The following is a 26281-nucleotide window of genomic DNA, read 5'->3' as shown; positions in this document are numbered from 1 at the left end:
TTTAGTTTAGGATTATTTAATCATCACTTTTCTTACGACGGTATGATGATCTGTTTTAATGTGTGCTAAATAAACACCTTTTACAATTCCGGAGATGTTTATTTTAGTTTGATTTTCAGTTTTCAAAAAAGAATGTCCCAACAAATCTGTTAATTCAAAAGTGAAATTTTTCACATTCTTCGGTAATTCAAAATTTAGATAATCTTTTGCCGGATTTGGAAAAACAGTAGTGTTTTCTAACTCATTTGGAGAATTTTCATGAGTTCCCAAAATGGTTGTGGATGCTACAGCAAAGTGTTGAAGTGCCCCTACAGAAGCTTTCCCGACGTTGTAAATATATACAGGATCTGTATTGGCAAAAGTATCATTTGCAGTGTGGGGATAATTACTTCTGATTCTCTCAAAATAACCTGTGATTACTTCTCCTTTAGCTTCAAAAGGCATATAATCAGTGTTTTCAGCTTCATCAATATCTGTAAGTAGAGGTGAATAAAGACCTGTAAGAGTAACTAATTCTTGGGTTGCAGCAGCAGATGCAATAGTGTTATTTGGGTTTCCACCCATATCTTCGTCACAATAAATGGTATTATTTACATTCCCAGCTTTGCCACCTACCTGATCAAGATTAAACACCAATTTGATATCCAGCACACGGTTTGCACCTTGATAAGCAACTGTATTTGCGTAATGAGTGCTTCCTCTCAACCCTTGTTCTTCGCCTGAAAAATGGATAAATTTGATCGAATATTCCGTAGGTATATCTTTCAAAATTCTTGCAGCTTCCAAAATGATCGAAGTTCCACTACCGTTGTCATTGACTCCTGGTCCGTTGATACTGTCAAAATGCCCGCAGATAATAACAAACTTGTTTGGATAAACAGTTCCTATTTTTGTGATAACAAGATTCTTTGAATTGATTGTATTGCTTCCTGATTGGTAAGAAAAAGGATCTTCAACGATTTGACTTGCCGAATATCCGTATGAATTATATTTACTTTTGAGCCAGTTGAGAGCATTTACATTGTTTGTAGAACCAGTAGTTTTGATACCTAAATTAGAAAATTCCTGCAGATTTGTAGTGATATTGGTCTGAGTAACTAGATTTGCCCGGTTCTGGTAAGCTTGAATAAAGGTTTGAGAATATATGGAATTTAACCCTAAAGATAAAATCAGAAAACTAAATATTTTTTTCACTTTAAAAAATTTGAGCAAATGTATAAATAAAATGATTCCAAACAATAGCTTGGAATCATTATTTCGAATCAAATAAAAATATAATTAATTTGAATATTTCTTAATAAAAAATAGAATTTTAGTATAATTTACTTTTTAATAACTATTTTCCTTGTTACACTTTCGGTGTCAGTTTTTATTGAGCAAAAATAAACTCCGTTTTCTAAAGCGGACACATTGATTCCCTTTTGGTTTTCAGATTTTAAAACTAATTTCCCGCTCATATCAGTAATTTCAATATTGAAATTTTTGATTGTATTTGGTAATTCGATATTTAAAATATTCTTAGCAGGATTAGGATAAACTTTAACTGATTCTAACAGATTTGCGTTCGTTTCATTAACTGATAAAGTGGTATTCGCTATTGCAAAATGCTGAAGAGCGCCAACCGCAGCCTTTCCTACATTAAAAACATAAACAGGATCAATATTCGCAAAAGTATCATTGACAGTATGTTGATTTCCGCTCACTGGAGTTTCATAAAAACCTGTAATAATATCTCCTTTAGCTTCAAAAGGGACATAATCTGATGAAAAAGCATTTGACATAGTTGTCTGGAGAGGAGAGTACAGCGTCGTGCAATTTGCCAATTGCTGAGTCATTGCAAGGGATGGTGCATTATTGGCTGTTCCTCCTGCTGAAGTTTGATCACTTTCACAAACAATTGTATTACTTGGATTCGAAATTTTTCCTCCGACCTGGTCAATATTAAAAACAACTTTCAAATTAAGTTGACGAACATTATTATTAAAAACAACATTATTCACATAATGATTACTTCCGATTAAACCCTGCTCTTCACCCGAAAAATGAATAAACTTCACAGAATATTCTGTAGGAACATCTTTTAAGATCCTTGCGGCTTCCAGCAAAATAGAAGTTCCGCTTCCGTTATCGCTTACACCGGGACCGTTTATAGTATCGTAGTGACCACAAATAATAACGTAAGTGTCTGGATAAATGGTCCCTGTTTTTGTAACAATTAAATTTTTTGTTGTATTTCCGTTTACTGTAAAGCTGTCTTCGGTTATTTGACCTGCAGTATAGCCATAGGTTTGATATTTGCCTTTAAGCCAATTTAAAGTATTATTATTTGCGACCGAACCTGAAGTTTTCACACCTAATGCTGCAAAATCCTGCAATAGTGAGATGATATTAGCCTGCGTTACCTGATTGGCTCTGTTTTGATAAGCCTGAATAAAACTTTGAGCCTGTACGTTATATGTTGCTAATGAAAGGAGTAGAAGAGTAGTTAATTTTTTCACTTTTTAATAAGATACTTTAATATTCAGCAAATGTAGATAATAAAAAAATCCCGAGCAAAAAACTCAGGATTTAAATATTGATAACAAAAAATTTTACATTATTTTACTTGATCTACAACTGCTTTGAATGCTTCAGGATAGTTCATCGCTAAGTCAGCTAAAACTTTTCTGTTTAATTCAATGTTGTTCTTTTTAAGAGCTCCCATAAACTGAGAGTAAGACATTCCGTGCTCTCTAGCTCCTGCGTTGATACGCATGATCCAAAGTGATCTGAAGTTTCTCTTTTTCTCTTTTCTTCCACGGTAAGCATATTGCATTGCTTTTTGTACCGCGTTTTTAGCAACAGTCCAAACGTTCTTTCTTCTACCGAAAAAACCTTTAGCTTGTTTCATTAATTTTTTTCTGCGCGCTCTAGAAGCTACGGCATTTACTGATCTTGGCATAATTTAAATTGTTTTTTTGAAAAGGGCGGTAAACTGTTTCATTACACTTATCTGCACCGTTTCAGGGTTAAAATGTTGAATTGTTATTCTTATAAACCGAAAAATGATTTATAAAAACTACTTAATTGCTAATTGACGTTTAACGCCTTTTTCATCCACTTTCGCAACATAAGAAGTAGTAGTAAGATTTCTCTTCTGCTTAGTTTCTTTTTTAGTTAAGATGTGGCTTTTGAAAGCATTTTTTCTTTTAATCTTACCAGTTCCGGTAAGTTTAAAACGCTTCTTAGCACCTGATTTCGTTTTTAATTTTGGCATTGTTTGCTTTTTTATGTTTTTGTTATCAATACTTTAGCTATTGGCTAAAAGCTTTTGGCTATTAGCTTTTTGGGCGTGCCCCTCACTCGTTCATTCCGCTTCGCTCCATTCACTCATTCGGGTCAGGCTATCCATTTCAAGTCCTCGCTCCATGGCTTTTGCCAGCTCCTGCTGTGGGCTTTCCATTTCTATCCTTCACGCAGATATTCGGTTTGCAAAATTACGAAAAATAATCATACAAAAAGAGACTTTCATTAGAAAATCTCTCTATGTATATTTCGCAAGACAATGAGTCAAAAAAACTCATCATCAGATTGTCAAATTATTTAGCTGGTTTTTTAGGACTCATCATCATAATCATTCTCTTACCTTCAAGTTTAGGTAATTGGTCTACTTTCCCAACGTGCTCTAATTCCTGAGCCAGTTTAAGAAGTAAAATTTCACCTTGGTCTTTAAAGATAATAGAACGTCCTTTGAAAAATACGTAGGTTTTCAACTTTGAACCTTCTTCCAAAAACTTTTCAGCATGTTTCTTCTTGAAATCATAATCGTGCTCGTCAGTCTGAGGTCCGAAACGGATCTCCTTTACAACCACTTTGATTTGTTTTGCTTTAAGCTCTTTTGTTTTTTTCTTTTGCTCGTACAAAAACTTTTTATAGTCTAGTATCCTCGCAATGAAAGGTTCAGCTTTGTCTGAAATCACGACCAAATCTAATTCCTGCTCTTTGGCAATTTGTCTCGCTTTGTCAATCGGGAAAATTCCCGCTTCTACGTTGTCGCCCACTAAACGAAGTTCCCGTACACGGATCTTATCGTTTATCATGTGTAAGTCCTCCTGAGGTGGACGTCTTTGTGGGCCTCTGTTGTTAAATCGTTGTGCTATTGCTTTATAATTTTATTGGTTAATAACTAATTTTAAATTGAAGAATTTTATGTTTAAAAAAATTAAAATTACTTTTTATAAATAATATTAATATAATTTTAACGTTAAATCATGAAATCATCAATTATACTGTTGCTTCTTTTTTGAAGTAGGCTGCAAACTCGTCCATACTCATTACTCCAAGATCGCCTTCTCCACGTCTACGTACAGAAATTGTGCCATCTCTTTCTTCATTTTCCCCTACTACAAGCATGAAAGGAATCTTTTTTAATTCTGCATCACGGATTTTTTTACCCGTTTTTTCGTTTCTCTCGTCAATCAATCCGCTAATATCGTGAATTTCTAAAAATTCTGAAACTTTTTTAGCATAATCTACATATTTTTCACTGATTGGCAATATCGTAAACTGATCCGGACTCAACCACAATGGGAAATCTCCGGCAGTATTCTCTAATAATATTGCGATGAAACGTTCCATAGAGCCAAACGGCGCTCTGTGAATCATGATCGGTCTGTGTTTCTCATTATCGCTTCCGATATAAGTAAGGTCGAATCTTTCCGGTAAATTGTAATCCACCTGAATAGTTCCCAACTGCCATTTTCTTCCTAAAGCATCTTTCACCATGAAATCTAACTTAGGACCGTAAAATGCAGCTTCTCCGTATTCTGTAACAGTGTTTAACCCTTTTTCTTTTGCTGCAGTAACAATTGCGTTTTCTGCTTTTTCCCAGTTTTCATCAGAACCGATATACTTCTCTTTATTATCAGGATCTCTTAATGAAATCTGAGCAGTAAAATCAGCAAATCCAAGGGAACCAAAAACATAAAGAACTAAATCAATTGTTTTCTTAAACTCATCCATCAGCTGATCCGGAGTACAGAAAAGGTGAGCGTCATCTTGGGTAAATCCACGAACTCTTGTCAAGCCGTGAAGTTCACCACTTTGCTCATATCTGTAAACCGTTCCGAATTCTGCATATCTTTTTGGCAAATCTCTGTAGCTCCATTGTGAAGTTTTGTAAATTTCGCAGTGGTGAGGACAGTTCATTGGTTTCAGCATAAATTCTTCTCCTTCGTTTGGAGTTTTGATCGGCTGAAAGCTATCTGCGCCATATTTATCCCAGTGTCCTGAAGTCACATATAATTCTTTGGCACCAATGTGTGGTGTCATTACAAATTCGTAACCTCCTTTTTTCTGAGCATCAGAAAGGAAATTTTCTAATTTTTTTCTCAAAGCAGTACCTTTTGGCAACCAAAGTGGTAAACCTGCACCTACTTTTTCTGAGAAAGCAAAAATTCCTAATTCTTTACCTAATTTTCTATGATCTCTTCTTTTTGCTTCTTCCAGTAACTCAAGATATTCAGTCAGTTCTTTCTGTTTCGGGAAAGAAATACCGTAAACTCTTGTTAACTGAGGATTTTTTTCATTTCCTCTCCAGTAAGCACCTGCAGCGTTCAAAATCTTTACGGCTTTCACAATTCCTGTGTTTGGAATGTGACCTCCACGACAAAGATCTGTAAAATTATCATGCGTTACAAAAGTGATTTCACCATCATTAAGATTAGAAATCAATTCTACTTTATAAGGATTATCTGCGTAAGTTTTTAAAGCTTCTGCTTTAGAAACTGGGTATAGTGAGAATGTAGAAGCTTTTTTAGCATTTTCTAAAACTTTCTTTTCAATTTTCTCAAAATCTTTTTCAGACAAAACTTCGTCACCGAAATCTACATCATAATAAAATCCGCTTTCTATAGCCGGACCGATCGTTAATTGAGCGTTTGGATAAAATTCAAGGATCGCCTGCGCCAAAAGGTGGGCAGAAGAATGCCAGAAGGCTTTCTTACCAAGATCATCATTCCATGTCAAAAGCTGTACCGTAGAATCTGTGGTGATAGGCGTGGTAACCTCGACTTGGGTGCCGTTTACTACTGCGGAAATGGTATTTCTAGCCAATCCCTCGCTTATAGATTTTGCCACATCCAACGGAGTGACTTCTCCCTCAAATTCTCTGACGCTATTGTCTGGAAGTGTAATTTTTATCATTGTTTACTAAGAAATTTTAAGTTGCAAAAATACGCATTTTTTACATCTTTATGAAATCGTAGCATGATAATTCACAAAAAATACAATTTATTTTAAAATCTGACGTTAGTGCTTATTTTTCAGTAACCTTTTTAGCGTTTTAAATCGCTTTCAAAGAATGCCAAGTTTTGAATTGGTGACAAATTTTGAAATCTGCTGAAAACCGCAGCCCGACCTAAGTGGAGCTCTTTTTTCTGGCGATGCGATTGACCAACCGTGTAAATTATGATATCCCTTGGTTCGCATTGCCAGAAAAAAAGCGGGAACGGAGGGCGGAAAAAGCTGCCCTAATAAATAATTGCAAAAAAAATACTAAGCTTTCACTTAGTATTATCTGTTTTCCCTGATTTGTTTTCTGAAGATTTTTTCACATCTTCTTTATCTACATCGGGTGGATTTTGTTTTTTTGAAGAAGCAGGAATGTTTTGAAAATCTTCATTCTGCTTTTTGGTTTCTGCTGAATTTGCAGATTCATTTTTTTTGTTATCGTCGTTTGAGGTCATAATTTTGATTTTTTAAAGTCCAAGAACACCGAGTTGTCCGGTTTTGTCTTCTATCGTATAGTTCAAAGCCTTTGCCAAAACGAAAATATTGTTCAGATTTTCCATCAATTGTTGTTTGCCTTCACTTCTCAGTTTGTTTTGATCTACAGAATTGATTGCCGTTTGTTTCGCCTTTTGCTGAACAGTTTTAATATCTTTTTCGGAAATTCTGTTGATAAAAGAATCATCCAATGACTGAATTTCTACACTTGGAGTAATTCTGATATCCGCATTAGGAAGATCTGTGATAATCAGTTTTTTATTCACAGAATCGACTTCCATTTTCATTTTATTTAAATCATAGGAAACCTGCGCATTGGTTTTAGTGTAGGTAATAATGCTATTGCTTGTCATTTCTTTCCCAAAAAATTCGTAGCCGAATTTGGTTTTCTGCATCGCAGAGAAATCCTGCTCCAGAACGACCATTTTATTCATTTTCGAGATTTGATTGGTCAAAATATAATAATCAGATTTCTCGGTTTTCTCACTAACTTTTAAGCAAGATCTGAAACTGAAAAACAGAATCAGCATCAGGAGAATTCCCGCAACAAATGGAAGAACAAGTTTTAAATTTCTCAATTTTCTTTTTTAAATATTTCTTTGATCACCGACTTATCATCTTTCTTTAAGATTTCTACAAGATCTCTTTCGATATAACCTGAAGTCGGCATTTCAATAATTCTTCCAATTTCCTTGCCATATTTTTCAACGATGATGGTTGGAACTTTTTGGATGTTATATTTTGATTCGTCGCCGGTAGGAGATTCTTTCTTACGGTTAACCGCAATGATCGTCAATCGGCTGTCCGGATATTTTACTTCTTCCAAAATCTTCATCAATCTTGGGAAATCTCTGTGAGAATCTTCGCACCATGTTCCCATGAAAACAATCAGATTGTACGAATTGATTTTGTTTTTCTTTAGTTCCCCAACAGCTTTTTGATCTAAAGCATACTCGTTGAATTCTTTGGTATACCATTCAGAATAAGGTTCTTTTACAAACTGCTCTTTCAATTGGTTTCCCAAGAGCATTTTGCCATCGTTTGTCGTTTCCACCTCACGATTGACCACAACTTTCTGAGCGCTAAACTCCTGAACAGCCAATGAAATCATTGAAACTGCCAATATTTTGGTAATAATTTTCTTCATCTTAATATCTTAATTTTCAATGATTGTTTTTAAATCAGCAGGAGAGTAGTATTTGTTTTTCAAAACTTTGTGATCTGCTTTTCTGTATACATTGAATTTTTCTCCGGATTTTTCATAGAAAGATTCAACCTCTTTTGCTGCGTAAAATTCTACTGTTTCGTTTGCCTGCTCTTCATTATCACAAGCTTTAGACATATTTGAACGCTGAACTTCATTAAATAATTCAACAAATTTATCACCAAGCCCAAATTCTAAAACAGCACCGCTCAAAACATATTGCAAATCGCATAACGCATCAGCAATTTCTACTAAATTTTTATCTTCAATTGCTTGTTTTAATTCATTTAATTCTTCCTGTAAAAGCTCAACTCTAAGATTACATCTTTCCTGAGAAGGAATTTGTGGAGTCTCCAAAATCGGAGCTTTGAAAGTGGTGTGGAATTCTGCTACTTGGTTCAGACTGTCAATTTTATCCATGAAATTTTTAAATTTAAAGCAAATATAGTGATTTTGGGAAAATTATTTTAGAAGTTAGATATTAGATGTTAGATGTTAGATGTTAGATGTGAAATTACTTATTACTCATTGCCCATAAAAAAAGACCGCCATTTTCAGGCGATCTTTTCCACGTTTAATTTTTCAATGGTTAATTTTTGATAAATCTTTTTGAGATTTCTCCAATCTGGATCGTGTATGCTCCTGCGGTAAGGCTGCTTACATTCACTGTGCCTTTTTCGAGTTTTCCTGAGTTGATTAGTTTTCCACCCATATCGAAGATTTTATAATCTTCTGCATTCGTATTTGAAATATTTAAAATGTCTCTTACAGGATTTGGGTATAATTTAATATCAGTCAATACATTTTTGACATCAAAATCATTTCCTCTTCCTGATGAAAGAATATTTAAAGTATAATCTTCAACCTGCCCATAAGTGTAAGATCCGCAAGATGATGAAGGAACAGAATTGTACTGCATCATTACTCTCATTCTCGTGCTTCCTAAAGTTGCTGTTGAAGGAATCGTGATTGAACCTGTTACAGGAGTAGTTTGTGAACCTGTTTTTGTCCAAACCAATTCTCCGCTGTCTGTGAAATCACCATCTTTGTTATAATCGATATAAACAGCGTAGGCTTCATTGTATTTAGTTGAAGTCCAAACTGGAGTGATAGAAATTGTATTCGCAGTTCCACGAGTTACATTCGTAGAAATAGAAGTGAAGTTTTCATATCCGGCAGTTCCTGTTGAAGTATTATTGATAGTACCGAATTTTACATTTCCAATTCTTTCATCTGCAGTATTTGTTGCAGTTGCCGAACAATAAGTAACGGTGCTTCCCGCAAGAGTAGTAACGGTTGCAGTATTGCTTGCTGTAGAAACATTTCCTGCTGCATCCTTAGCTCGTACCGTAAAACTATACGTTGTAGAAGGTGTTAAACTTGTAACCGTATAATTCGTGGAAGCCGTATTTCCAATCAACGATGATCCTTGATAAACATCATAACCAGTAACACCTACAGCATCTGTTGCGCCAGACCATGAAAGATTGGTGCTTGTAGAAGTTGTTCCTGAAGCTGAAAGAGTAGGAGCTGTAGGGGCGATCGTATCGGTGCTTCCTGATCCTGCATTGACTGAAATATTAGCATTATTGACATCAAAGAAAATATGATTACTTCCTTTCACCATAATTCTTCCTGTCGTTGTCGAAACATTCGGTATTACAACCGCCTGAGAACCGTCATTCGGAGTTCCTGCCAACAAAGTAGTCCAAGTTGTCCCTGAATTTGTTGACCATAAAATATCTACATTGGCAGCGTTAACGCCGTTAGCAGTGGTTCCTGCAACATTCCAAGTAACGTTTTGAGAACTTCCACCCGTATAAGTTGTTGATGTACCTTGTGAAGTAATGATGAAAGGACCGGCAGTAGAGTTGACAGTGACTCTTGCATCGTCAGAATTATTTCCTGAACCTCCGGCTCTGTTATCTCGCACTGTAAATCTGAAATTTAAGGTTCTTGCTACAGAAGAAAGTGCTTCCACATTGATCTCAGCACCAGCCGTTGTCGTTGCACCAGCCAAAACAGAAGCCATTCTCGGAAAATACCTCACAGGAGTTGTACTTGGCGTCCAAGATCTGAAAGTTGGTCCGGTAGCTTTGGTAGCACTTGCTGCAGAACTTGTACCTGTCTGAGAAGATGAAGCATTATCAACTTGTTCCCAGATATAAGTGAGCGAATCTCCATTTGCATCAGTTCCTGTTCCCGTAAGCATAAACGGTGTACTTTTCGGAATGGTATAATCTAATCCTGCATCTGCTGTTGGAATTGAATTTCCTGTAGAAGTGCTTACCGGACAGGTTTTAGCTTTTATATTATTCGTAATCTGTTGAATACTTATCGCATGAAAGAAAGAATCTGAATGTGGCTGAATGTCCTGATTGGTAATTCCTGCATACCCCATAATGGTTGATCCTGATCCCGGTTCCATATTAACCCCGGTTCCTTCATTTGCATGAGAAAAAGTGTGATTTCCTCCAAACTGATGTCCTAATTCATGAGCAACATAATCAATATCGAAATTATCACCGGAAGGAATTCCGTCTGATGGAGAGGTGTACCCGCTACCTTTAGAACCGTTTACACAAACACAACCGATACAGCCTGCATTTCCGCCGCCGCCAGAAGCTCCAAATAAGTGTCCAACATCATAATTTGCCTCACCAATAACTGAAGTTAAAGTTGACTGAAGCTGAGAATTCCAATTGCTCATTTGCGCAGCAGCAGAATAGGGATCTGAAGATGCGCTTGTATAAATTACCGCATCATTATTGGCAATCAAAACCATTCGTGCTGCAAAATCTTTTTCAAAAACACCGTTTACGCGGGTCATTGTATTATTCATCGCCGCTAAAGCGAGAGCTTTGGTTCCTCCGAAATATGTTGTGTATTCTCCTGTTGAAGAAAGCGCCAGACGGAATGTTCTTAATTTAGCATCATCAGCGTTTGGCCTTGCCGCAAGAGTAGTGCTGCTGATTCCTTTTTGAGCAACATCGATAACGGTGCATTCAAAATTATTTAAATTATCTTTTTTATCAGATTTTTTATAAACTACATAAGTCGAAAGATCTTTGGTATAGGGCTCGATAAAAACAGCCGATTTGTCACCATAGATTTCCATTGAAGATAATCCTAAAGGTGAAATGCTGAAATAAACTGTAGAATTAGGATCCTCAAGACCTTCACCCACGTAAGATTTAATATCCGGATATTTTGCCGCAAGCTGAGGATCAAAATTTGAATTTTCTCTTACTTTAAAGTTTTCTAATTTTCCGTCAGAGTTGGGGAATGAAATAATAATTTCTGATTTTGCTCCCGCCGCTAATCTTTTTGGAGCATTAGCAAGGGCGTTTTTTAATCCGTTGATATCAAGCTGATAAATTTTAGGATTAAGGATGTTTGTTTTGTTTTCTAAAACTTCTGAGTTTGTTTTTGAAGAACCTTCAGACCAAAGTCGGTCGGTCTGAGCGAAAGCAATGCTTGATGCCAGCATTCCGATCACCAATAGTTGTTTTTTCATATAAATAACATTTTGATTGTGGAATATCAAAGCTAATAAAAATTTTATTACGAAAAACAAAAATTTTTAAGAAAATTTTAGATATTTAACTTAAATCATTATGCAATACATCAAATATTGTTAAAAACTTATATCAAAAAAAAGTACTCGCAAAATGCGAGTACTATAATTAATAATGTTATTGATCTAAATTTCTAAAATTTTTCGTCAGCTGTAGGGCCGTACATACCAGGAACTTTATTTCCTGTAGATCTTAGGTAAACAATGAGTTCACCTCTGTGATGATACAGATGGTTGTACAAAAACGAACGAATTACCTGAATTTTTGGCATGGGAGGAAAGATTGAATTTCCGTCCATTTCCATTTTCCATTCATTCATCATTGTATTTTCGTCCCATTTTTCTATAGCTTGCTGTGCATTCGCAACATTCTCTTCGAACTTTGCTACAATATTTTCTGCCTTAGAAATATCACCTTTGTCGTATTGGTATTTGCCCATATCCAAAACGTCTTGATTGAAAGTAACGTCATACCAATTATAAACTTCGGAGATATGAGAAGCCAACTCAGCTGTAGTCCAGTTGATTTCAGATGGTTTAAAATCCAAAGCACTGTCCGGAATTGCTTTTAACAGTTTTCTTGTGCTTTCTGCTTCATGCAAAAATTCGTCTAATAATGTTTTTTTGATCATTGTATGTGTTTTAAAATAATTTACTTTGTGATTTCTCTACCGATCACCAGTCTTTGGATCTCAGAAGTTCCTTCTCCAATGGTACAAAGTTTAGAATCTCTGTAGAATTTCTCAGCAGGGAAATCTTTTGTATAACCGTAACCTCCAAAAACCTGAACAGCATTGTTTGAAATTCTTACACAAGCTTCAGATGCGTATAATTTTGCCATTGCTCCTTCTTTAGTCATTTTTTGTTTGGCATTTTTCAATGTAGAGGCTCTTTGAATCAACAATTCAGCAGCATCAATTTCTGTAGCCATATCTGCAAGCATAAAATTAATTGCCTGGAATTCAGAAATTGCTTTCCCAAACTGTTTTCTTTCCTGAGCGTATTTTAAAGCAGCTTTATAAGCTCCTCTTGCAGTTCCTAGACTTAAAGCCGCGATAGAAATTCTACCACCATCTAATATTTTCATTGCCTGTTTGAAACCTTCACCAACTTCTCCCAAACGGTGAGAATCTGGTACACGAACATTATCAAAAATAAGTTCTGCAGTTTCTGAAGCACGCATTCCTAATTTATTTTCTTTTTTACCAGAAGTAAACCCAGCCATTCCTTTTTCAAGAACGAAAGCGGTTGAATTATTTTTAGCTCCAATTTCACCGGTTCTCGTCATCACAACAGCGATGTCACCTGAAATTGCGTGAGTGATGAAGTTTTTAGCTCCGTTAATTACCCATTCGTCACCATCTTTAACAGCAGTTGTAGACATTCCGCCAGAATCAGATCCTGTGTTATGCTCTGTCAATCCCCAAGCTCCGATTACTTTTCCGGTAGCTAATTGAGGAAGCCATTTCATTCTTTGCTCTTCGTTTCCAAACTCATAAATATGATTGGTACAAAGAGAGTTGTGAGCTGCTACAGAAAGTCCGATTGAAGGATCTACCTGAGAAATCTCATCCAAAATAGTCACATACTCATGATAACCAAGACCAGAACCACCGTATTGTTCAGGAATTACAATTCCCATGAAACCCATATCACCTAATTGATGAAATAATTCTTTAGGAAAAGTCTGACTTTCGTCCCATTCCATAATGTTGGGTCTGATATTTTTCTCAGCAAATTCTTTTGCTGTTTCAGCTATCATTTTAATGTTGTTGATAGTTTCTGTATTCATATTAGATAATAGTTAGTGCCCAAAGATACTTAAATTGCGGAAATACGAAAAAAAATTATTATCACCTCAATATTTTTCGTCTAATGTTTTATTTATCAGTTTTTTATATTGTATAAATTAACATATTATTAATGAAGTTCAATACACCAAATTACAATATTTTACTAATTTAGCCATCCAATTTTAAGAGAATGAAAAAAAAAATACTTCCTATATTTTTAATTTCATCATTTACTTTTGCACAAATTCCTGCAGGATATTATGATGGAACTACAGGCTTGACAGGATATACCTTGAAAAGTAAAGTACATGAAATCATCTCGGCAAATAATGTAAACTGGCATTATAGTGATTTGCCCAACCATTATAACCAAACAGATCTAGATAAGTATTATGACCATGGTGCAAGTAATACTAATTTTTTATTAGATATTTACTCAGAAATTCCTTTGGGACCAGATTCTTATGAGTATACATCTGCAAACTTAATCAGTTCTTCAGGAGCAGAAGGCTTGGGATACAATAGGGAACACGCAATTCCTCAGAGTACATTTAACAGTAATTATCCTATGTATTCTGATTTACATTTTGTGATTCCTACTGATGCAAGAATAAATCAGCTACGTAATAATTATCCTTATGGTATAGGAAATTCTACAATTCATTACTCTTTTACAAACACATCTAAAATTGCTAACAGTGCAATTCCGAATTACGTATATACCAATAGAGTGTACGAACCCATTAATGAGTTTAAAGGTGATATTGCAAGAATGTTGCTGTATTTTGCAGTAAGATATGAAGATAAATTACCTTCATTTAACTATTCAACCAACATTAATCCGGCAATCGACCGCTCTGCATTTGACGGAACAGCAGAACGTGCTTTTGATCCTGCGTACATCACCATGTTATTGCAGTGGCATCAACAAGATCCTGTTTCGCAAAGAGAAATAGACCGAAATAATGCCGTATATAATATTCAGAAAAACAGAAATCCTTTTGTCGACAATCCTCAATGGGTAAATACTATATGGACGCAAACTCCGGATGCTATTGTTCCGCAAGCGCCTTTGAATTTAAACTCTACGCAGACAGGAGCCTATTTTACAAATTTAACATGGTCGCCGAGTACCAGCACTGACGTTATCGGATATAACATTTATCAAAATGGAACGTATCTGACTACCACAAAATCAACCTCAATTATCATTGATCATTTAAATCCTTCAACCTCATATTCATTCACGGTGCGTGCATATGACAATGCTTACTTACAATCAGCTGACAGCAATACAACTTCGGTATCAACTTTAGCTACAGACACGAATTCTAGAGATCTTTTTGTCACCAAATACATTGAAGGAACAGATGATAACAAAGCAATAGAAATTGTAAACAAAACGGGACATGAAGTTGATTTAAATAACTATAGTATCAGAGTTCAGTTTTACAACAGCAACCCTCCAACACCTACTTATTATTTTGGAAATAGTTTTGAATTAGAGGGGAAAATTGCAAATAATGAAACTTTCATCATCCTCAATCCAAAAGCGACACTTTCCTGCGTACCAAATAATGAAGCAGATTTCCTGACAGCGGGTGATGCTTTGAATTTTTCGGGAACTCAATATGTAGAATTAGCACACAAATCTTCAACTGTAGATGCCATTGGAATGAAGGCTGTACAAAACAATAATGCAAATCTTTCTTTATACAGAAAGTCTACCGTAACACAGCCAAGTACAACTTTCAGCAGTGGAGATTGGGACTCTTATGCAGCAAACTACTGCCAAAATTTAGGTGGGCTTTCTACTTCAGAAGACCTATATGCTGCTACTGAAGAATTTAAAATTTATCCAAATCCGGTTCGTGATTATATTTATGTAAAAGGAAATCTGCGAAAAATTGATGATGCACAAATTCTAGATTTTTCAGGGAAATTAATTTTCACAGAGAAAAAACCTTTTAAAAACAAAGAAAATATTTCTGTAGGAAATTTACAGTCAGGAAATTATCTGCTTAAATTAGATGGTAAAGTCTATCCGTTTATTAAGAAATAAAATTAAAAATATTGTAACATTGATATAAGCAGATTCACTAATAATTAATATCTATAAGTGTATCTGCTTATAATTTTTACATATAAGTATTTATGCTTATATTTGCAGAATGATAGCGGTCATCACTGGTGATATTATTAATTCGCAACATGCAGACACTGAAGTTTGGATTACCAAACTAAAAAATCTTCTTGAAAAGTGGGGAAGTGCTCCACAAACATGGGAAATATACAGAGGAGACGAGTTTCAGTTCAAGTGCAGTATAGATGACGTGTTCTGGCGTTTTCTCGCCATCAAATCTCTTATCAGAAGTCAGGAAAATTTAGACGTAAGAATTGCAATAGGCATCGGTGAAGAAAATTTTTCATCCGAAAAAATTACGGAATCCAACGGTACAGCTTATGTAAATTCCGGGAGATTATTGAATGATCTTAAAAGTGACGGACACACCGTTTCTATCAGAACTTCCAACGATTCTTTAGATCGTGATCTCAATATTTTGCTTAAATGGTCTTCAAAAGATTTTGACAGCTGGACGATGGCAACAGCCGAAATCATCCACGAAATGATCATGAATAATGACATCACACAAGAAGATCTTGCAAAGAAATTTACGATATCACAATCATCAATCAGCCAAAGGCTGAAGCGTGCGAACTACGAATTGATCGTAGAAACCAATCAATATTTTAGAAAGAAAATTTCAGACCTTTAACATGATATTTACTCAACTCATATTGGCACATCTACTCGGAGATTTTATTCTTCAGCCAAATTCTTGGGTTTCAGATAAAGAAAACAGAAAACTGAAGAGCAAATATTTGTACCTTCACGTTCTGGTTCACACTGTGTTAAGTTTTATTTTTCTTTGGAATCTTGAATTATGGTGGGTTGCAGCATTGGTGGGAATTTCACATTTAATCATCGATTCCGCAAAGCTTTATTTTCAGAATATTAAAACTAAAAAAAGATGGTTTTTCATCGATCAGTTTTTGCATATTGCAGTGATTGCGGGAGTTTCTCTTTATTTTAATGAATTTAATTTTAAGTTTTTAAAAGATCAAAATACTTTAAAAATAATTGTAGCAGCATTGTTTTTATCAAGTCCTGCATCAATTATTATTAGAACTTTACTGTCTTCATGGACGCCCGCTCCGGAGACACAAACCAGTTTACAAACCGAATCTTTATCAAGCGCCGGAAAATATATAGGAATCTTAGAACGTCTTTTGGTTTTCACTTTTATCATGGTGAACCATTGGGAAGGCGTAGGCTTTATGGTCGCAGCAAAATCTGTTTTCAGATTCAGCGATCTTGCACAGGCAAAACAAAGAAAACTGACAGAATATGTGCTCATTGGTACATTGCTAAGTTTTGGAATGGCAGTTTTAACAGGAATTTTAATTAAGTAAAATAATATAAATCTAATGCAGAAACGGAAGTCGTAGATTCGCGAATTCCTTTTAAAAAAAGTAAAAATTATGAGTCAAAAGAAAGAAATGTTGTATGAAGGTAAAGCAAAACAGGTATTTGCTACCGATAATCCTGACGAAGTAGTAGTACGTTTCAAGGACGATGCTACAGCATTTAACGCTCAAAAAAGAGGATCAGTAGATTTGAAAGGTGAAATGAATAACGCCATCACCACTCTTATTTTTGAATATTTAAATGAAAAAGGGATTAAAACTCATTTCATTAAACAATTGGACGAAAGAGAACAATTGGTAAAAAAAGTATCTATTATTCCTTTGGAAATGGTGGTAAGAAACTATTCTGCGGGAAGCATGGCACAAAGATTAGGTGTTGAAGAAGGAATTAAATCTCCGGTAACAATCTTCGATATCTGCTACAAAAAAGACGAATTGGGAGATCCGCTTATCAACGATCATCACGCAGTTTTCTTAGGAGCAGCTACGTACGAAGAGCTTGACGAAATGTATGAATTGACTTCTGATATTAATGAAATTTTGATCGATTTATTCGACAAAATGAATATCATCTTAGTTGATTTCAAAATTGAATTAGGTAAAACTTCTGACGGCGAAATCATTTTAGCAGACGAAATTTCTCCTGATACTTGCAGACTTTGGGACAAAGACACGATGAAGAAGCTGGATAAAGACAGATTCAGAAGAGATCTTGGTGAAGTAACTGAAGCTTATGTTGAGATCTATAACAGACTGAAAACTTTACTAGGTAAGTAATTAGGCTAGAAGCCAGAAGTTGGATGCTGGAAGTTTATCGGCAAAAATTAAAAGTTTAGTTGTAAACTTCAGACTTCAAGCTCCCAGCTTCCATCATCAAAATTTAGAAAAAATAGAAATGAAAAGTTTAGACATTCATAAAAGTGAATATTTAAAACAGTTTGAAACTCAGACCTACGGAAGAAATCTTTTCAGAACGCAGGAAGAAGAAAGACTGGATGCTCCCAATGAGGAGTGCGGCATCTTCGGAATGTATTCTGATAATGATCTCGATACGTTTTCTCTTTCACAGTTCGGGCTTTTTGCACTTCAGCACAGAGGTCAGGAAGCGTGTGGAATTTCCGTTTTGAAAGACGGGAAAATCACCAATATGAAAGATGAAGGTTTGGTTTTGGATGTTTATAAAGAGATCCAGGATCCTGAAACTTTTATGGGAAATTCTGCAATCGGTCACACCCGTTACACGACTGCAGGAGACAAAAAGAAGTATAATTTTCAGCCATTTTTCGCCAAAAACGAATATGATCAGATTATACTTTCTATCGCTCACAACGGTAACTTAACCAATGCGAGAGAATTAAAAACAGAATTGGAAGCTGAAGGCGTTGTTTTCAGAGCCACTTCAGATTCTGAGGTTATTTTAAGATTAATTCAAAAAAATCTTGATCTAGGTCTTCGTGGAGCGATTAAAGCGACAATGGAGAAAATAGAAGGCGCATATTCTGTTGTAGGAATGACGAGAAATAAATTCTTTGCATTCAGAGATTTCAACGGAATCAGACCTTTGGTTTTAGGTGCAGTGGACGAAAAAACGTATGTAGTTGCTTCAGAATCTGTAGCTTTAGACGCTGTTGGCGCTCAATATGTGAGAGATATTCTTCCGGGAGAAATCATCTACACCAACGAAAACGAGCCCGGAAAACTGAATTCTTACATGGTGAATGAAGAAAGAGGAAAGCAAAGAATCTGTTCTTTTGAATATATTTATTTTGCAAGACCCGATTCTACCTTACAGAATATCAATGTGTACGAGATCAGAGAAAAGTCTGGTGAGAAAATCTGGGAGCAAGCTCCTGTAGAAGCAGATATCGTGATTGGAGTTCCAGACTCTGGAGTTCCGGCTGCGATTGGTTTTTCTAAGGCTTCTGGAATTCCTTTCCGTCCGGTTTTGATTAAAAACAGATACATCGGAAGAAGTTTCATCGTACCGACTCAGGAAATGAGAGAAAGAGTAGTTAACTTAAAACTAAACCCGATTATTTCTGAGATTAAAGGAAAAAGAGTCGTAATCATCGATGATTCAATCGTTCGTGGAACGACTTCTAAAAGATTGGTAAAAATTTTAAAAGAAGCTGGTGTAAAGGAAATTCACTTCAGAAGTGTTTCTCCGCCAATTATTGCACCTTGTTATTTAGGAATTGATACGCCATCGAAAGATGATTTGATTTCTGCAAATATGTCGACTGAACAGTTGAGAGATTATTTAGGAGTAGATTCTTTAGAATTTTTGAGTACAGAGAACTTAAAAATAATTTTAGGTTCTTCAAACCATTGTTTTGGATGTTTCACTGAAGAATATCCTGTTGCAAAAGGAGAAGAAATAGAATTGTTTAATTAAGATTAATAATTCATAGCAATAAAAAGTATACTGAATGGTTTTCAGTATACTTTTTATTTTTAGAAAAGTGTCAGTTTACAAGTATAAAATATCCTAATGCCACTATTCCACTCTAAATCAAAAAGTCTTATAATTTATATTATGTTAAATAGGATGTTTTTCAAGATTCGTATCTATCTGAATTACAGTTAAAAATAATGTTTTTTGAAAATCTAAATTTTTAAACTTTATTAGATTTTTAATATTTAAAATTTTAATCTTATCATTCATTCAGTTTTATAAATAAATTTTCTATTATGAAACTTGCAAAAAATTTTAATAAAATAATTTGTCTTAATTTTCAATTTTCCTAATCGCTGAGAATCAATTATTTTATTTTTCTTTGGAAATTATTCTTATAAACAAATCTACAGCATTTTCAATTTTGATATTTTTTTGTTGTTGACTTTATTTTTATTGATTGCATTTAAAGAAAAAAAAGTTTACCTGCAAAACACAAATAAACTTTTCGAATATTTAATTTAAATTATTTCAAATTTGCTCTGAAAAAACTTTCCAGTTTATCAAAAGGAATCACATCCGCTATATCATATAAATCCACGTGAACCGCATTTGGAATGATCATTAATTCTTTCGGTTCATTGGCAGCTTTAAAAATATCTTCACTGAAATATCTTGAGTGTGCATTTTCTCCGGCAATCAAAAGCATTGGTCTTGGGGAAATTTCTTTTATATAAGTCAAAATCGGCATATTCATAAATGCTATCGGATTGGTAATTAACCAAGCTCCGTTAGAGTTCACAGAATTAACGTGAAAGCCGCGTGGTGTTCTGTAATAATCGAAATATTCTTTTACAAACTGAGGTTCATTGCCTTTCAAACTTTCAGGTAAATTTCTTGGTCCGTCTGTCGGTTTTCCATTTTCGGCATCTTTCCAACGTTGCTGACCTAAATCTTCCAAAGTTTTGGTTCTTTGATCAGCCGTTACAGAATCGTTATAACCTTTTGACATCACTCTTGTCATATCGTATAAGCTTGTTGTCGCAACGGCTTTTACTCGTTTGTCAACTGCAGTTGCGTTCAATGCGAATCCTCCCAATCCGCAAATTCCGATGATTCCAATTTTATTTCTGTCAACATTTTTTTGAAGTCCCAAAAAATCAACGGCAGCGCTGAAATCTTCTGTGTTAATTTCCGGAGAAGCTAAATTTCTTGGTTCTCCTCCACTTTCTCCTGTGTAAGATGGATCAAACGCCAAAACAACAAAACCTCGTTCTGCCATTTGATTGGCGTACAAACCTGAAGACTGCTGTTGCACTGCTCCAAAAGGTCCGCTGATTGCAATTGCCGATAAATTATTTCCAGCATTTTTTGGAAGATATAAATCACCAGAAAGTGTAATTCCGTAACGGTTTTTGAAACTTGCTTTTTGACGGGTTACTTTTTCACTAATCTTAAATGTATAATGTTCTTTCGATGTATTCATTTTTTCTGAATTTTGATTGGAAGATTTCTGTTTCTTCTGCGCTGATATTTGCCCTAAAGACAATAAAGTCGCAGCAATTATTAATGTGAGTCTTTTCATTATTATTTTTGGTTGTTAACTTCATTAAATTCTACATCCGACACGGGTTGAAGCCAGGTAACCTGCACATCGTCTTTAAAATTGGTAATAGCAATATGCGTCATCGAAGTCTTTGCAGATGCGCCGTGCCAATGCTCCACATTTTCGGGAATATTGATGACATCGCCCTTTCTGATAGCTCTTGCAGGTTGTCCTTTTTCCTGATAAAATCCCGAACCTTCGGTCACAATTAAAACCTGACCTTTCGGATGGGTATGCCAATTGGTTCTTGCTCCCATTTCAAAAGTCACCGCTCCCGCAGAAAACTCGTTGTTTTTATCCTTTGCGACCAAAGGCGATAAAAAAGCGTTGCCTGTAAACCAGTCATTGGGTAATTTTTCTCCTTTCGGGAAAAGAGATGTATTTTCTTTGTCCATTTTTTCTTGATTTTTAGAGTTACACGATAAGTTTGCTACAGTCAAAAGAGTGAATAGCAAAACTGTTTTATAATTAAATTTAAATTGAATCATTAGTAATTTCTTTAATAATTTTAGCAGGAATTCCACCCACAATCATATTATCAGGAACATCTTTTGAAACGACTGCTCCTGCAGCGACCACTGCATTTTCACCAATCGTTAAACCAGGTAAAATTGTTGCATTAGCACCAATCCAGGCATTTTTTTTGATTAAAATTGGTTTGGCAATCAGTCCTTTTCTTTCTTTGGGATTCAATGGGTGGTTTTCTGTGATGAGATTGACTTTCGGACCAATTAAAACATCGTCCTCAATCGTAATTCCGCCCAATGCAAGAAAGGTACAATCAAAATTGATGAAGACATTTTTACCGATGTTGATATGCTTTCCGTAATTGATGTAAAGTGGCGTAAATACGGCAACATCCTGAATTTCTTTGTCTAAAATTTGTGATAATAACTTTGTAATCTCATCAGGATTTAAAGAATTATTCATCTGATTAAGCAAAACTTTTACAGCAAAAGCTTCCTCTCGCAATCTGTCTATTTGCGTATCGTTTGGAAAGATAGTTTCGCCGTTTAAAAGCCTTTCGAAAATATCTTTTTGAAAAGATTCCGGATTTGAAATAGGTTGTGAATCTGACATTTTAAATTGATTTGATGATCAGATACAAAGGTATTGCGACTTACAAGCAAGCCGTTAAAGAATATCAAACCAAAAGTTAAGAAAATCAAACTTCCGTCAGTCGAAAAGCTTTGGGATTGGTTCTTGTTTGTTTTTTAAAGAAATTATTAAAATAAGTTGGATATTCGAAACCCAGCGCATAAGCGATTTCGGAAATACTCCAGTCGGTGTGCTGCAAAAGTGCTTTTGCTTCTGTAATGATTCTTTCGGTAATATGCGAAGTCGTAGATTTTCCGGTAACTTCTTTTACGGCTCGATTCAGATAATTGATGTGAACATTCAAATGCTGAGCGTAATGTTGAGCGGTTCTTAACTGGAGCGGGTTTGCAGTGGTTTCAATCGGAAATTGTCTTTCCAATAATTCCAGAAAAACAGAAGTTAGTCTGGACGATGCATTTTTATTTTGCTCGTAATTTTCCGATGGTTCCATCTTCAGAGATTCGTGAATGATGAGACTGATGTAATTCCTAATCAATTCATCTTTAAATACATAATCACTTTCCTGCTCCATTATCATTTTCTGAAAAATGGTATTAAGGAAAATCCTTTGCTCTTCTGTAATTTTCAAAACAGGAGTTCCACCAATTTTAAAAAATGACGACTGTTGAAGGCTCTCCGAACGTTCAGAATTTTTAAAGAATTCTTCAGAAAAAAGGATTGTGTAACCTACATAAGTTGTAGAAATTGTTTCCCAGGAGTAAGGAATATGCGGATTGCCAAAAAAGAGAATCGTCCCTTCTTGTTCATAAGTTTTATCAGAATAATGAATTTTACTTTTCCCTGTGGTCAGGCAGATTTTATAGAATTCTTTTCTGCTGTAAGTACGCGTTTCATTACTGTCATTTTCAATTTGAAATGCCTTAAATCCCTGAAGTTTCAGTTCATTATTAAACTCAGACAGAACTCGTGTAACCTTCTCTTTCATCTTACAAAATTAAGAAATTCAAACTTATCTTATTTTAAAATTAATCTAAATATTAAAACGCCAATAGAATTCTCTGCCGAAACAAAAAATTCTACCGCTTTAAATGTTGTTAAATTTAAATTTTACGAAATAGTTCTCGACTCAATCATCACAAAATATCCGATTCTGTCTTTAATCAGCCATTTGCCATTTTGAAAAACATATTGGTCATCATACTTCACACTGTAATCTGTTAAAACATCCTTTCCGTCAGCTTCACGAATCATTTTAATCTGAGAAAAAGAAACGCCTGTCGCTGTTTCACCATCAATTTTTGTGGTATGCTGACCATTCAATGTGAAATAGGTTTTTACTTGTGAAGCGTGCAGATTAAAATCGGTTTCCATTTTTTCTCTACCCGAAACATCGGCTACCAAAGCACCATTCATATAGACTTTATAGGTAACGTCAGGCGTAAATAAATCCATCACTTCCGAGATTCTCCACTCATCACTCAGGTAGGCATAATCGTCAATTAAGTCTCTCAAATCTTGCTTGTTTTTTAAAATTTCTAATGTCATAATTTTGTTGTTTAATTAAATTTTACAATTACTTTCTGTAATTATTCTTGAACAAAATTATACTATATTTGCTTACATTTTATTAGTTGTTACCTAAAGGTTAGCGACTAACATAAACCAAAGCTATGGCAGAATCAAAAGAAAATCAAACAGATAACAAGGCATTCACCGAAGATTGCCATAAGGTTTTAATGGCAGTTTCGGATGCATTATACGCCATAGGTGGCAAATGGAAACTGATGATTATCATCGCAATGGCAAGAGGAAACAAGCGTTTTACAGAAATCCAAAGACAAGTCAGCGGAATTTCTGCAAGAGTACTTTCCAGTGAATTGAAGGAACTGGAAATTAATGGTTTTATCATCAAAAAAGTAGAAAATGGTTATCCCGTAAGTATAGAATACGAACTTCTACCCTACAGCCACACGCTCGAAGAAGTTGTGGGTGCAATGACAAAATGGGGAATGCAGCATCGGGAAAAAGTAAAAGCCGAAATGGGTTCAGAAAACTCTAAAAAATAATAATTAAGCATTAAAAAACCTTCTTAATTTAAAATCAAGAAGGTTTTATTTTTCAAATCAAATCTGCTTTTACAAATTCAATCTTATCATCTTTAAAAATAAAATCAAAGCTTCCGCCAATTTCACCCTCCGGAAATTCTCCTGTAAATTCTACTTCCAAGTAAGCCGAATTTTCTTTAATATCTAATTTCCTCAATTCAGTCTGAGTTTTGTATCCTATAAAATAGCTCACAAAATAATCTTTGATTCCATCGTGACCGATAAATTTTCTTCCGACTGAAGGGTCGTCCAAAACCGCATTTTCTTTGTAAAATTCCAAATATTTTTCGGTGTTATAATTGTTGCTGACTGCAATCCAATCTTTGATAAATGTTTCTATATTCATTTTAAATTTAGTTATGATAAAAACCTTGCTTGAATTGTACAGGCGTCTGATTGGTCTTATTTTTAAATAACTTATTGAAAGACTGCGAATGCTCAAAACCCAATTGGTAAGCGATTTCTGCTACTGAAAGTTGGGTCGTCGTGAGATAATCTTTTGCTTTTTCGATCAGTTTTTCGTGGATGAGCTGTTGAGCATTTTGCCCCGTCAAAGACCGAAGCATATCACTTAAATATCGTGGAGAAAGACTGAGTTCGGTTGCGAGAAACTCAACGGTTGGCAAACCTTGATTCAATCCGCTTTCTTTATCAAAATAGACATTTAAAAGTTCCTCAATTTTCGAAAGCAAATCGTTGTTCACTGCTTTTCTGGTAATGAATTGGCGCTTGTAAAAACGGTTGCTGTAATTGAGCAAAACCTCGATGTGAGAAAGAATAACATCCTGGCTGAAATCATCAATCGTATTATTCAATTCTTCCTTAATATTATCAAAAACTGAAAATATCGTTTGCTTTTCTTTGTCTGATAGAAATAAAGCTTCGTTTGCAGAATATGAAAAGAATCCAAAGCTTTTAATACGGGTAGCTAATGAATAATTTCTAAAAAAGTCGGGATGAATGAGCAAAGTCAAACCTTCATATTCCATATCATCGGCGCTCGTGGAAATGAGTTGATTAGGCGCAGTAAAAACCATTCCGCCTTCGTCAAAATCATAATAGCCCTGCCCATAACCAATTTTGCCTTTCAGTGTTTTTTTGTAAGAAATCTTGTAGAAATTGAACAGAAAATGCTGGTTCAAAAGATGATCGTCAACAATCATATTCGTGTTGTCATTAATGCTAATCAAAGGGTGAACAGGCTTCCCAAAACCCAGCATCTCGTGAAGCTGAGATATGGAATCTACTTTTATCGGATTATTCATTTCTTAATTTTTTTAATTGATTAAATCTCCAAATGCCATCTGTTTCATCTCCTGAACTGCAGCTTCGGAACCGATTTTCAAACGACGATTGTACAACTGGTTCGCAAATTCTCCCGTCACATATCGCAATTGGTTTTTCCCGTCTGTCGCCGCTTCATAAACCACATCTGCAATCCATTCTACCGGTTCGAAATTATCCGGATTCATTAATTCAAATAATTTCTGCATTCCTTCTTCATAAGCCGGATGGTTGGCAACGGCTAATGATTCTCCTGCAAAATTAGTTTTAATTCCGCCCGGCGCAATAGTTTTGATGCCAACATTATGCAAAGCCAATTCAAAAGACATACTTTCGCTCCAGCCTTCCAACGCCCATTTTGTAGCGTGATAAAGCGAATCCAGTGGGAAAGTCAGAAGTCCGCCAATCGAAGTCGTTGTGATAAATAATCCGTTTCTGTTCTTTCTGAAATAAGGAATAAAAGCCTGCGTCACGCGGATTACTCCGAGTAGATTGGTATCCAGCTGTTTTACGATTTGTTCGTCTGTCAACGCTTCCAAAGCTCCAATCAAACCATAACCTGCATTGTTAAAAACCACATCAATCGTATGAAATTCAATTGCCTTTTTTACCGTATCCTGAATCTGCTCCAGATTGGTGACATCCAGCGGAAGCAAGGTTACATTTTCCAATTGGGAAAGTTCGGTTTCGTTTTGAGGATTTCGCATTGTTGCGATAACTTTCCAGCCGTTTGACTGAAATAATTTGGCTGTCGCTTTTCCTAATCCTGATGATGCGCCTGTAATGAAAATTGTTTTTTGCATTGTAATTTTATTTAAATTTTATAATACAAATGTCCGCAGACGCAGTGAGGGAAATGTTGCCAAAATGAGTTTGGTTGTATCCGAAATGACGAAACAACATTCATTTAGTTTTAAACTATAAAAATATTTTACTTTAGAAGTCGCAAAGAATTATTTTAGTGATCTGATTAAAAAAGAAACCGGAAAAACGGCTCATCAATA

At 35.2% G+C, this 26281-nt stretch carries 27 protein-coding genes; 6 read left to right on the top strand and 21 right to left on the bottom strand.

Annotated features, from left to right (window positions below; translation table 11 throughout):
• Positions 1-12: 12 nt before the first annotated feature.
• The 13 genes from LNP04_RS02140 to LNP04_RS02080 all read right to left on the bottom strand — a co-directional run bounded on the left by LNP04_RS02140 (position 13) and on the right by LNP04_RS02080 (position 13338).
• Positions 13-1194 (bottom strand): M28 family peptidase, encoded by a 1182-nt coding sequence (locus LNP04_RS02140; RefSeq protein WP_229984944.1) that lies wholly within the window; start codon positions 1192-1194, stop codon positions 13-15.
• 128 nt (positions 1195-1322) lie between these two features.
• Positions 1323-2498 carry a M28 family peptidase gene (locus LNP04_RS02135; RefSeq protein WP_229984943.1) on the bottom strand — a complete coding sequence of 392 codons (1176 nt, stop codon included), beginning with the start codon at positions 2496-2498 and terminating at the stop codon, positions 1323-1325.
• Between the two features lie 98 nt (positions 2499-2596).
• The gene (rplT, locus tag LNP04_RS02130; protein WP_047444038.1) at positions 2597-2941 is read right to left on the bottom strand and encodes a 50S ribosomal protein L20; all 345 of its coding nucleotides are present in this window, start codon (positions 2939-2941) and stop codon (positions 2597-2599) included.
• 117 nt (positions 2942-3058) lie between these two features.
• On the bottom strand, positions 3059-3256 hold the full coding sequence (rpmI, locus tag LNP04_RS02125) for a 50S ribosomal protein L35 (RefSeq protein ID WP_047444039.1): 198 nt from the start codon (positions 3254-3256) through the stop codon (positions 3059-3061).
• 322 nt (positions 3257-3578) lie between these two features.
• Positions 3579-4079, bottom strand: coding sequence for a translation initiation factor IF-3 (infC, locus tag LNP04_RS02120; protein WP_047444040.1), 501 nt, complete (start codon positions 4077-4079; stop codon positions 3579-3581).
• Positions 4080-4263: 184 nt separating this feature from the next.
• Positions 4264-6183, bottom strand: a complete 1920-nt coding sequence (thrS, locus tag LNP04_RS02115) for a threonine--tRNA ligase (protein ID WP_229984942.1) — start codon at positions 6181-6183, stop codon at positions 4264-4266.
• A 359-nt stretch (positions 6184-6542) separates the two neighbouring features.
• Positions 6543-6725, bottom strand: a complete 183-nt coding sequence (locus LNP04_RS02110) for a hypothetical protein (protein WP_229984941.1) — start codon at positions 6723-6725, stop codon at positions 6543-6545.
• Positions 6726-6737: 12 nt separating this feature from the next.
• Positions 6738-7343, bottom strand: a complete 606-nt coding sequence (locus LNP04_RS02105; RefSeq protein ID WP_229984940.1) for a DUF4230 domain-containing protein — start codon at positions 7341-7343, stop codon at positions 6738-6740.
• Positions 7340-7912 (bottom strand): thioredoxin family protein, encoded by a 573-nt coding sequence (locus tag LNP04_RS02100; RefSeq protein WP_229984939.1) that lies wholly within the window; start codon positions 7910-7912, stop codon positions 7340-7342. Before LNP04_RS02100 ends, LNP04_RS02105 begins: the two co-directional genes overlap by 4 nt.
• A 9-nt stretch (positions 7913-7921) precedes the next feature.
• Complete coding sequence (locus tag LNP04_RS02095; protein WP_229984938.1) at positions 7922-8389, bottom strand: nucleoside triphosphate pyrophosphohydrolase family protein; 468 nt, start codon at positions 8387-8389, stop codon at positions 7922-7924.
• A gap of 169 nt (positions 8390-8558) precedes the next feature.
• Positions 8559-11486, bottom strand: a complete 2928-nt coding sequence (locus tag LNP04_RS02090) for a reprolysin-like metallopeptidase (protein ID WP_229984937.1) — start codon at positions 11484-11486, stop codon at positions 8559-8561.
• A 194-nt stretch (positions 11487-11680) separates the two neighbouring features.
• Complete coding sequence (locus tag LNP04_RS02085; RefSeq protein ID WP_229984936.1) at positions 11681-12178, bottom strand: DinB family protein; 498 nt, start codon at positions 12176-12178, stop codon at positions 11681-11683.
• A gap of 20 nt (positions 12179-12198) precedes the next feature.
• A complete protein-coding gene (locus LNP04_RS02080) occupies positions 12199-13338 on the bottom strand; it encodes an acyl-CoA dehydrogenase family protein (protein WP_229984935.1) in 1140 nt (379 codons plus the stop codon).
• A 191-nt stretch (positions 13339-13529) separates the two neighbouring features.
• Between LNP04_RS02080 and LNP04_RS02075 the strand changes: the two genes are divergently transcribed.
• The 5 genes from LNP04_RS02075 to purF all read left to right on the top strand — a co-directional run bounded on the left by LNP04_RS02075 (position 13530) and on the right by purF (position 19223).
• Positions 13530-15401: an endonuclease gene (locus LNP04_RS02075; RefSeq protein ID WP_229984934.1), complete on the top strand. Its 1872-nt coding sequence runs from the start codon at positions 13530-13532 to the stop codon at positions 15399-15401.
• Between the two features lie 109 nt (positions 15402-15510).
• Positions 15511-16116 (top strand): SatD family protein, encoded by a 606-nt coding sequence (locus tag LNP04_RS02070; RefSeq protein WP_229984933.1) that lies wholly within the window; start codon positions 15511-15513, stop codon positions 16114-16116.
• Position 16117: 1 nt separating this feature from the next.
• Positions 16118-16813 carry a DUF3307 domain-containing protein gene (locus LNP04_RS02065; protein WP_229984932.1) on the top strand — a complete coding sequence of 232 codons (696 nt, stop codon included), beginning with the start codon at positions 16118-16120 and terminating at the stop codon, positions 16811-16813.
• A 69-nt stretch (positions 16814-16882) separates the two neighbouring features.
• Complete coding sequence (gene purC, locus LNP04_RS02060) at positions 16883-17605, top strand: phosphoribosylaminoimidazolesuccinocarboxamide synthase (protein WP_229984931.1); 723 nt, start codon at positions 16883-16885, stop codon at positions 17603-17605.
• A gap of 118 nt (positions 17606-17723) precedes the next feature.
• Positions 17724-19223 (top strand): amidophosphoribosyltransferase, encoded by a 1500-nt coding sequence (purF, locus tag LNP04_RS02055; RefSeq protein ID WP_229984930.1) that lies wholly within the window; start codon positions 17724-17726, stop codon positions 19221-19223.
• A 526-nt stretch (positions 19224-19749) separates the two neighbouring features.
• On the opposite strand, the gene LNP04_RS02050 is transcribed toward purF, so the two are convergent.
• From LNP04_RS02050 to LNP04_RS02030, 5 genes are all read right to left on the bottom strand, one after another.
• Positions 19750-20808 carry an alpha/beta hydrolase gene (locus tag LNP04_RS02050; protein ID WP_229984929.1) on the bottom strand — a complete coding sequence of 353 codons (1059 nt, stop codon included), beginning with the start codon at positions 20806-20808 and terminating at the stop codon, positions 19750-19752.
• A 2-nt stretch (positions 20809-20810) separates the two neighbouring features.
• The gene (locus LNP04_RS02045; protein ID WP_229984928.1) at positions 20811-21224 is read right to left on the bottom strand and encodes a cupin domain-containing protein; all 414 of its coding nucleotides are present in this window, start codon (positions 21222-21224) and stop codon (positions 20811-20813) included.
• A 79-nt stretch (positions 21225-21303) separates the two neighbouring features.
• Positions 21304-21909 carry a DapH/DapD/GlmU-related protein gene (locus LNP04_RS02040; protein ID WP_229984927.1) on the bottom strand — a complete coding sequence of 202 codons (606 nt, stop codon included), beginning with the start codon at positions 21907-21909 and terminating at the stop codon, positions 21304-21306.
• 85 nt (positions 21910-21994) lie between these two features.
• The gene (locus tag LNP04_RS02035) at positions 21995-22873 is read right to left on the bottom strand and encodes an AraC family transcriptional regulator (RefSeq protein ID WP_229984926.1); all 879 of its coding nucleotides are present in this window, start codon (positions 22871-22873) and stop codon (positions 21995-21997) included.
• Between the two features lie 122 nt (positions 22874-22995).
• On the bottom strand, positions 22996-23433 hold the full coding sequence (locus LNP04_RS02030) for a nuclear transport factor 2 family protein (RefSeq protein ID WP_229984925.1): 438 nt from the start codon (positions 23431-23433) through the stop codon (positions 22996-22998).
• Between the two features lie 125 nt (positions 23434-23558).
• On the opposite strand from LNP04_RS02030, the gene LNP04_RS02025 reads away from it, so the two are divergent.
• Complete coding sequence (locus LNP04_RS02025) at positions 23559-23954, top strand: helix-turn-helix domain-containing protein (protein ID WP_229984924.1); 396 nt, start codon at positions 23559-23561, stop codon at positions 23952-23954.
• A 52-nt stretch (positions 23955-24006) separates the two neighbouring features.
• On the opposite strand, the gene LNP04_RS02020 is transcribed toward LNP04_RS02025, so the two are convergent.
• The 3 genes from LNP04_RS02020 to LNP04_RS02010 are packed head-to-tail and all read right to left on the bottom strand — an operon-like array spanning position 24007 to position 26080.
• Positions 24007-24339: a nuclear transport factor 2 family protein gene (locus tag LNP04_RS02020; RefSeq protein ID WP_229984923.1), complete on the bottom strand. Its 333-nt coding sequence runs from the start codon at positions 24337-24339 to the stop codon at positions 24007-24009.
• Between the two features lie 7 nt (positions 24340-24346).
• On the bottom strand, positions 24347-25258 hold the full coding sequence (locus LNP04_RS02015) for an AraC family transcriptional regulator (RefSeq protein WP_229984922.1): 912 nt from the start codon (positions 25256-25258) through the stop codon (positions 24347-24349).
• Positions 25259-25270: 12 nt separating this feature from the next.
• The gene (locus tag LNP04_RS02010; protein ID WP_229984921.1) at positions 25271-26080 is read right to left on the bottom strand and encodes an SDR family oxidoreductase; all 810 of its coding nucleotides are present in this window, start codon (positions 26078-26080) and stop codon (positions 25271-25273) included.
• Between the last annotated feature and the right edge of the window lie 201 nt (positions 26081-26281).

The sequence above is a fragment of the Chryseobacterium sp. C-71 genome, from assembly GCF_020911865.1.
In the GTDB taxonomy this organism is placed as follows: Bacteria; Bacteroidota; Bacteroidia; order Flavobacteriales; family Weeksellaceae; genus Chryseobacterium.
Note: the sequence above shows the minus strand (reverse complement) of the source record. Positions and strands in the feature narration are given on the sequence as shown.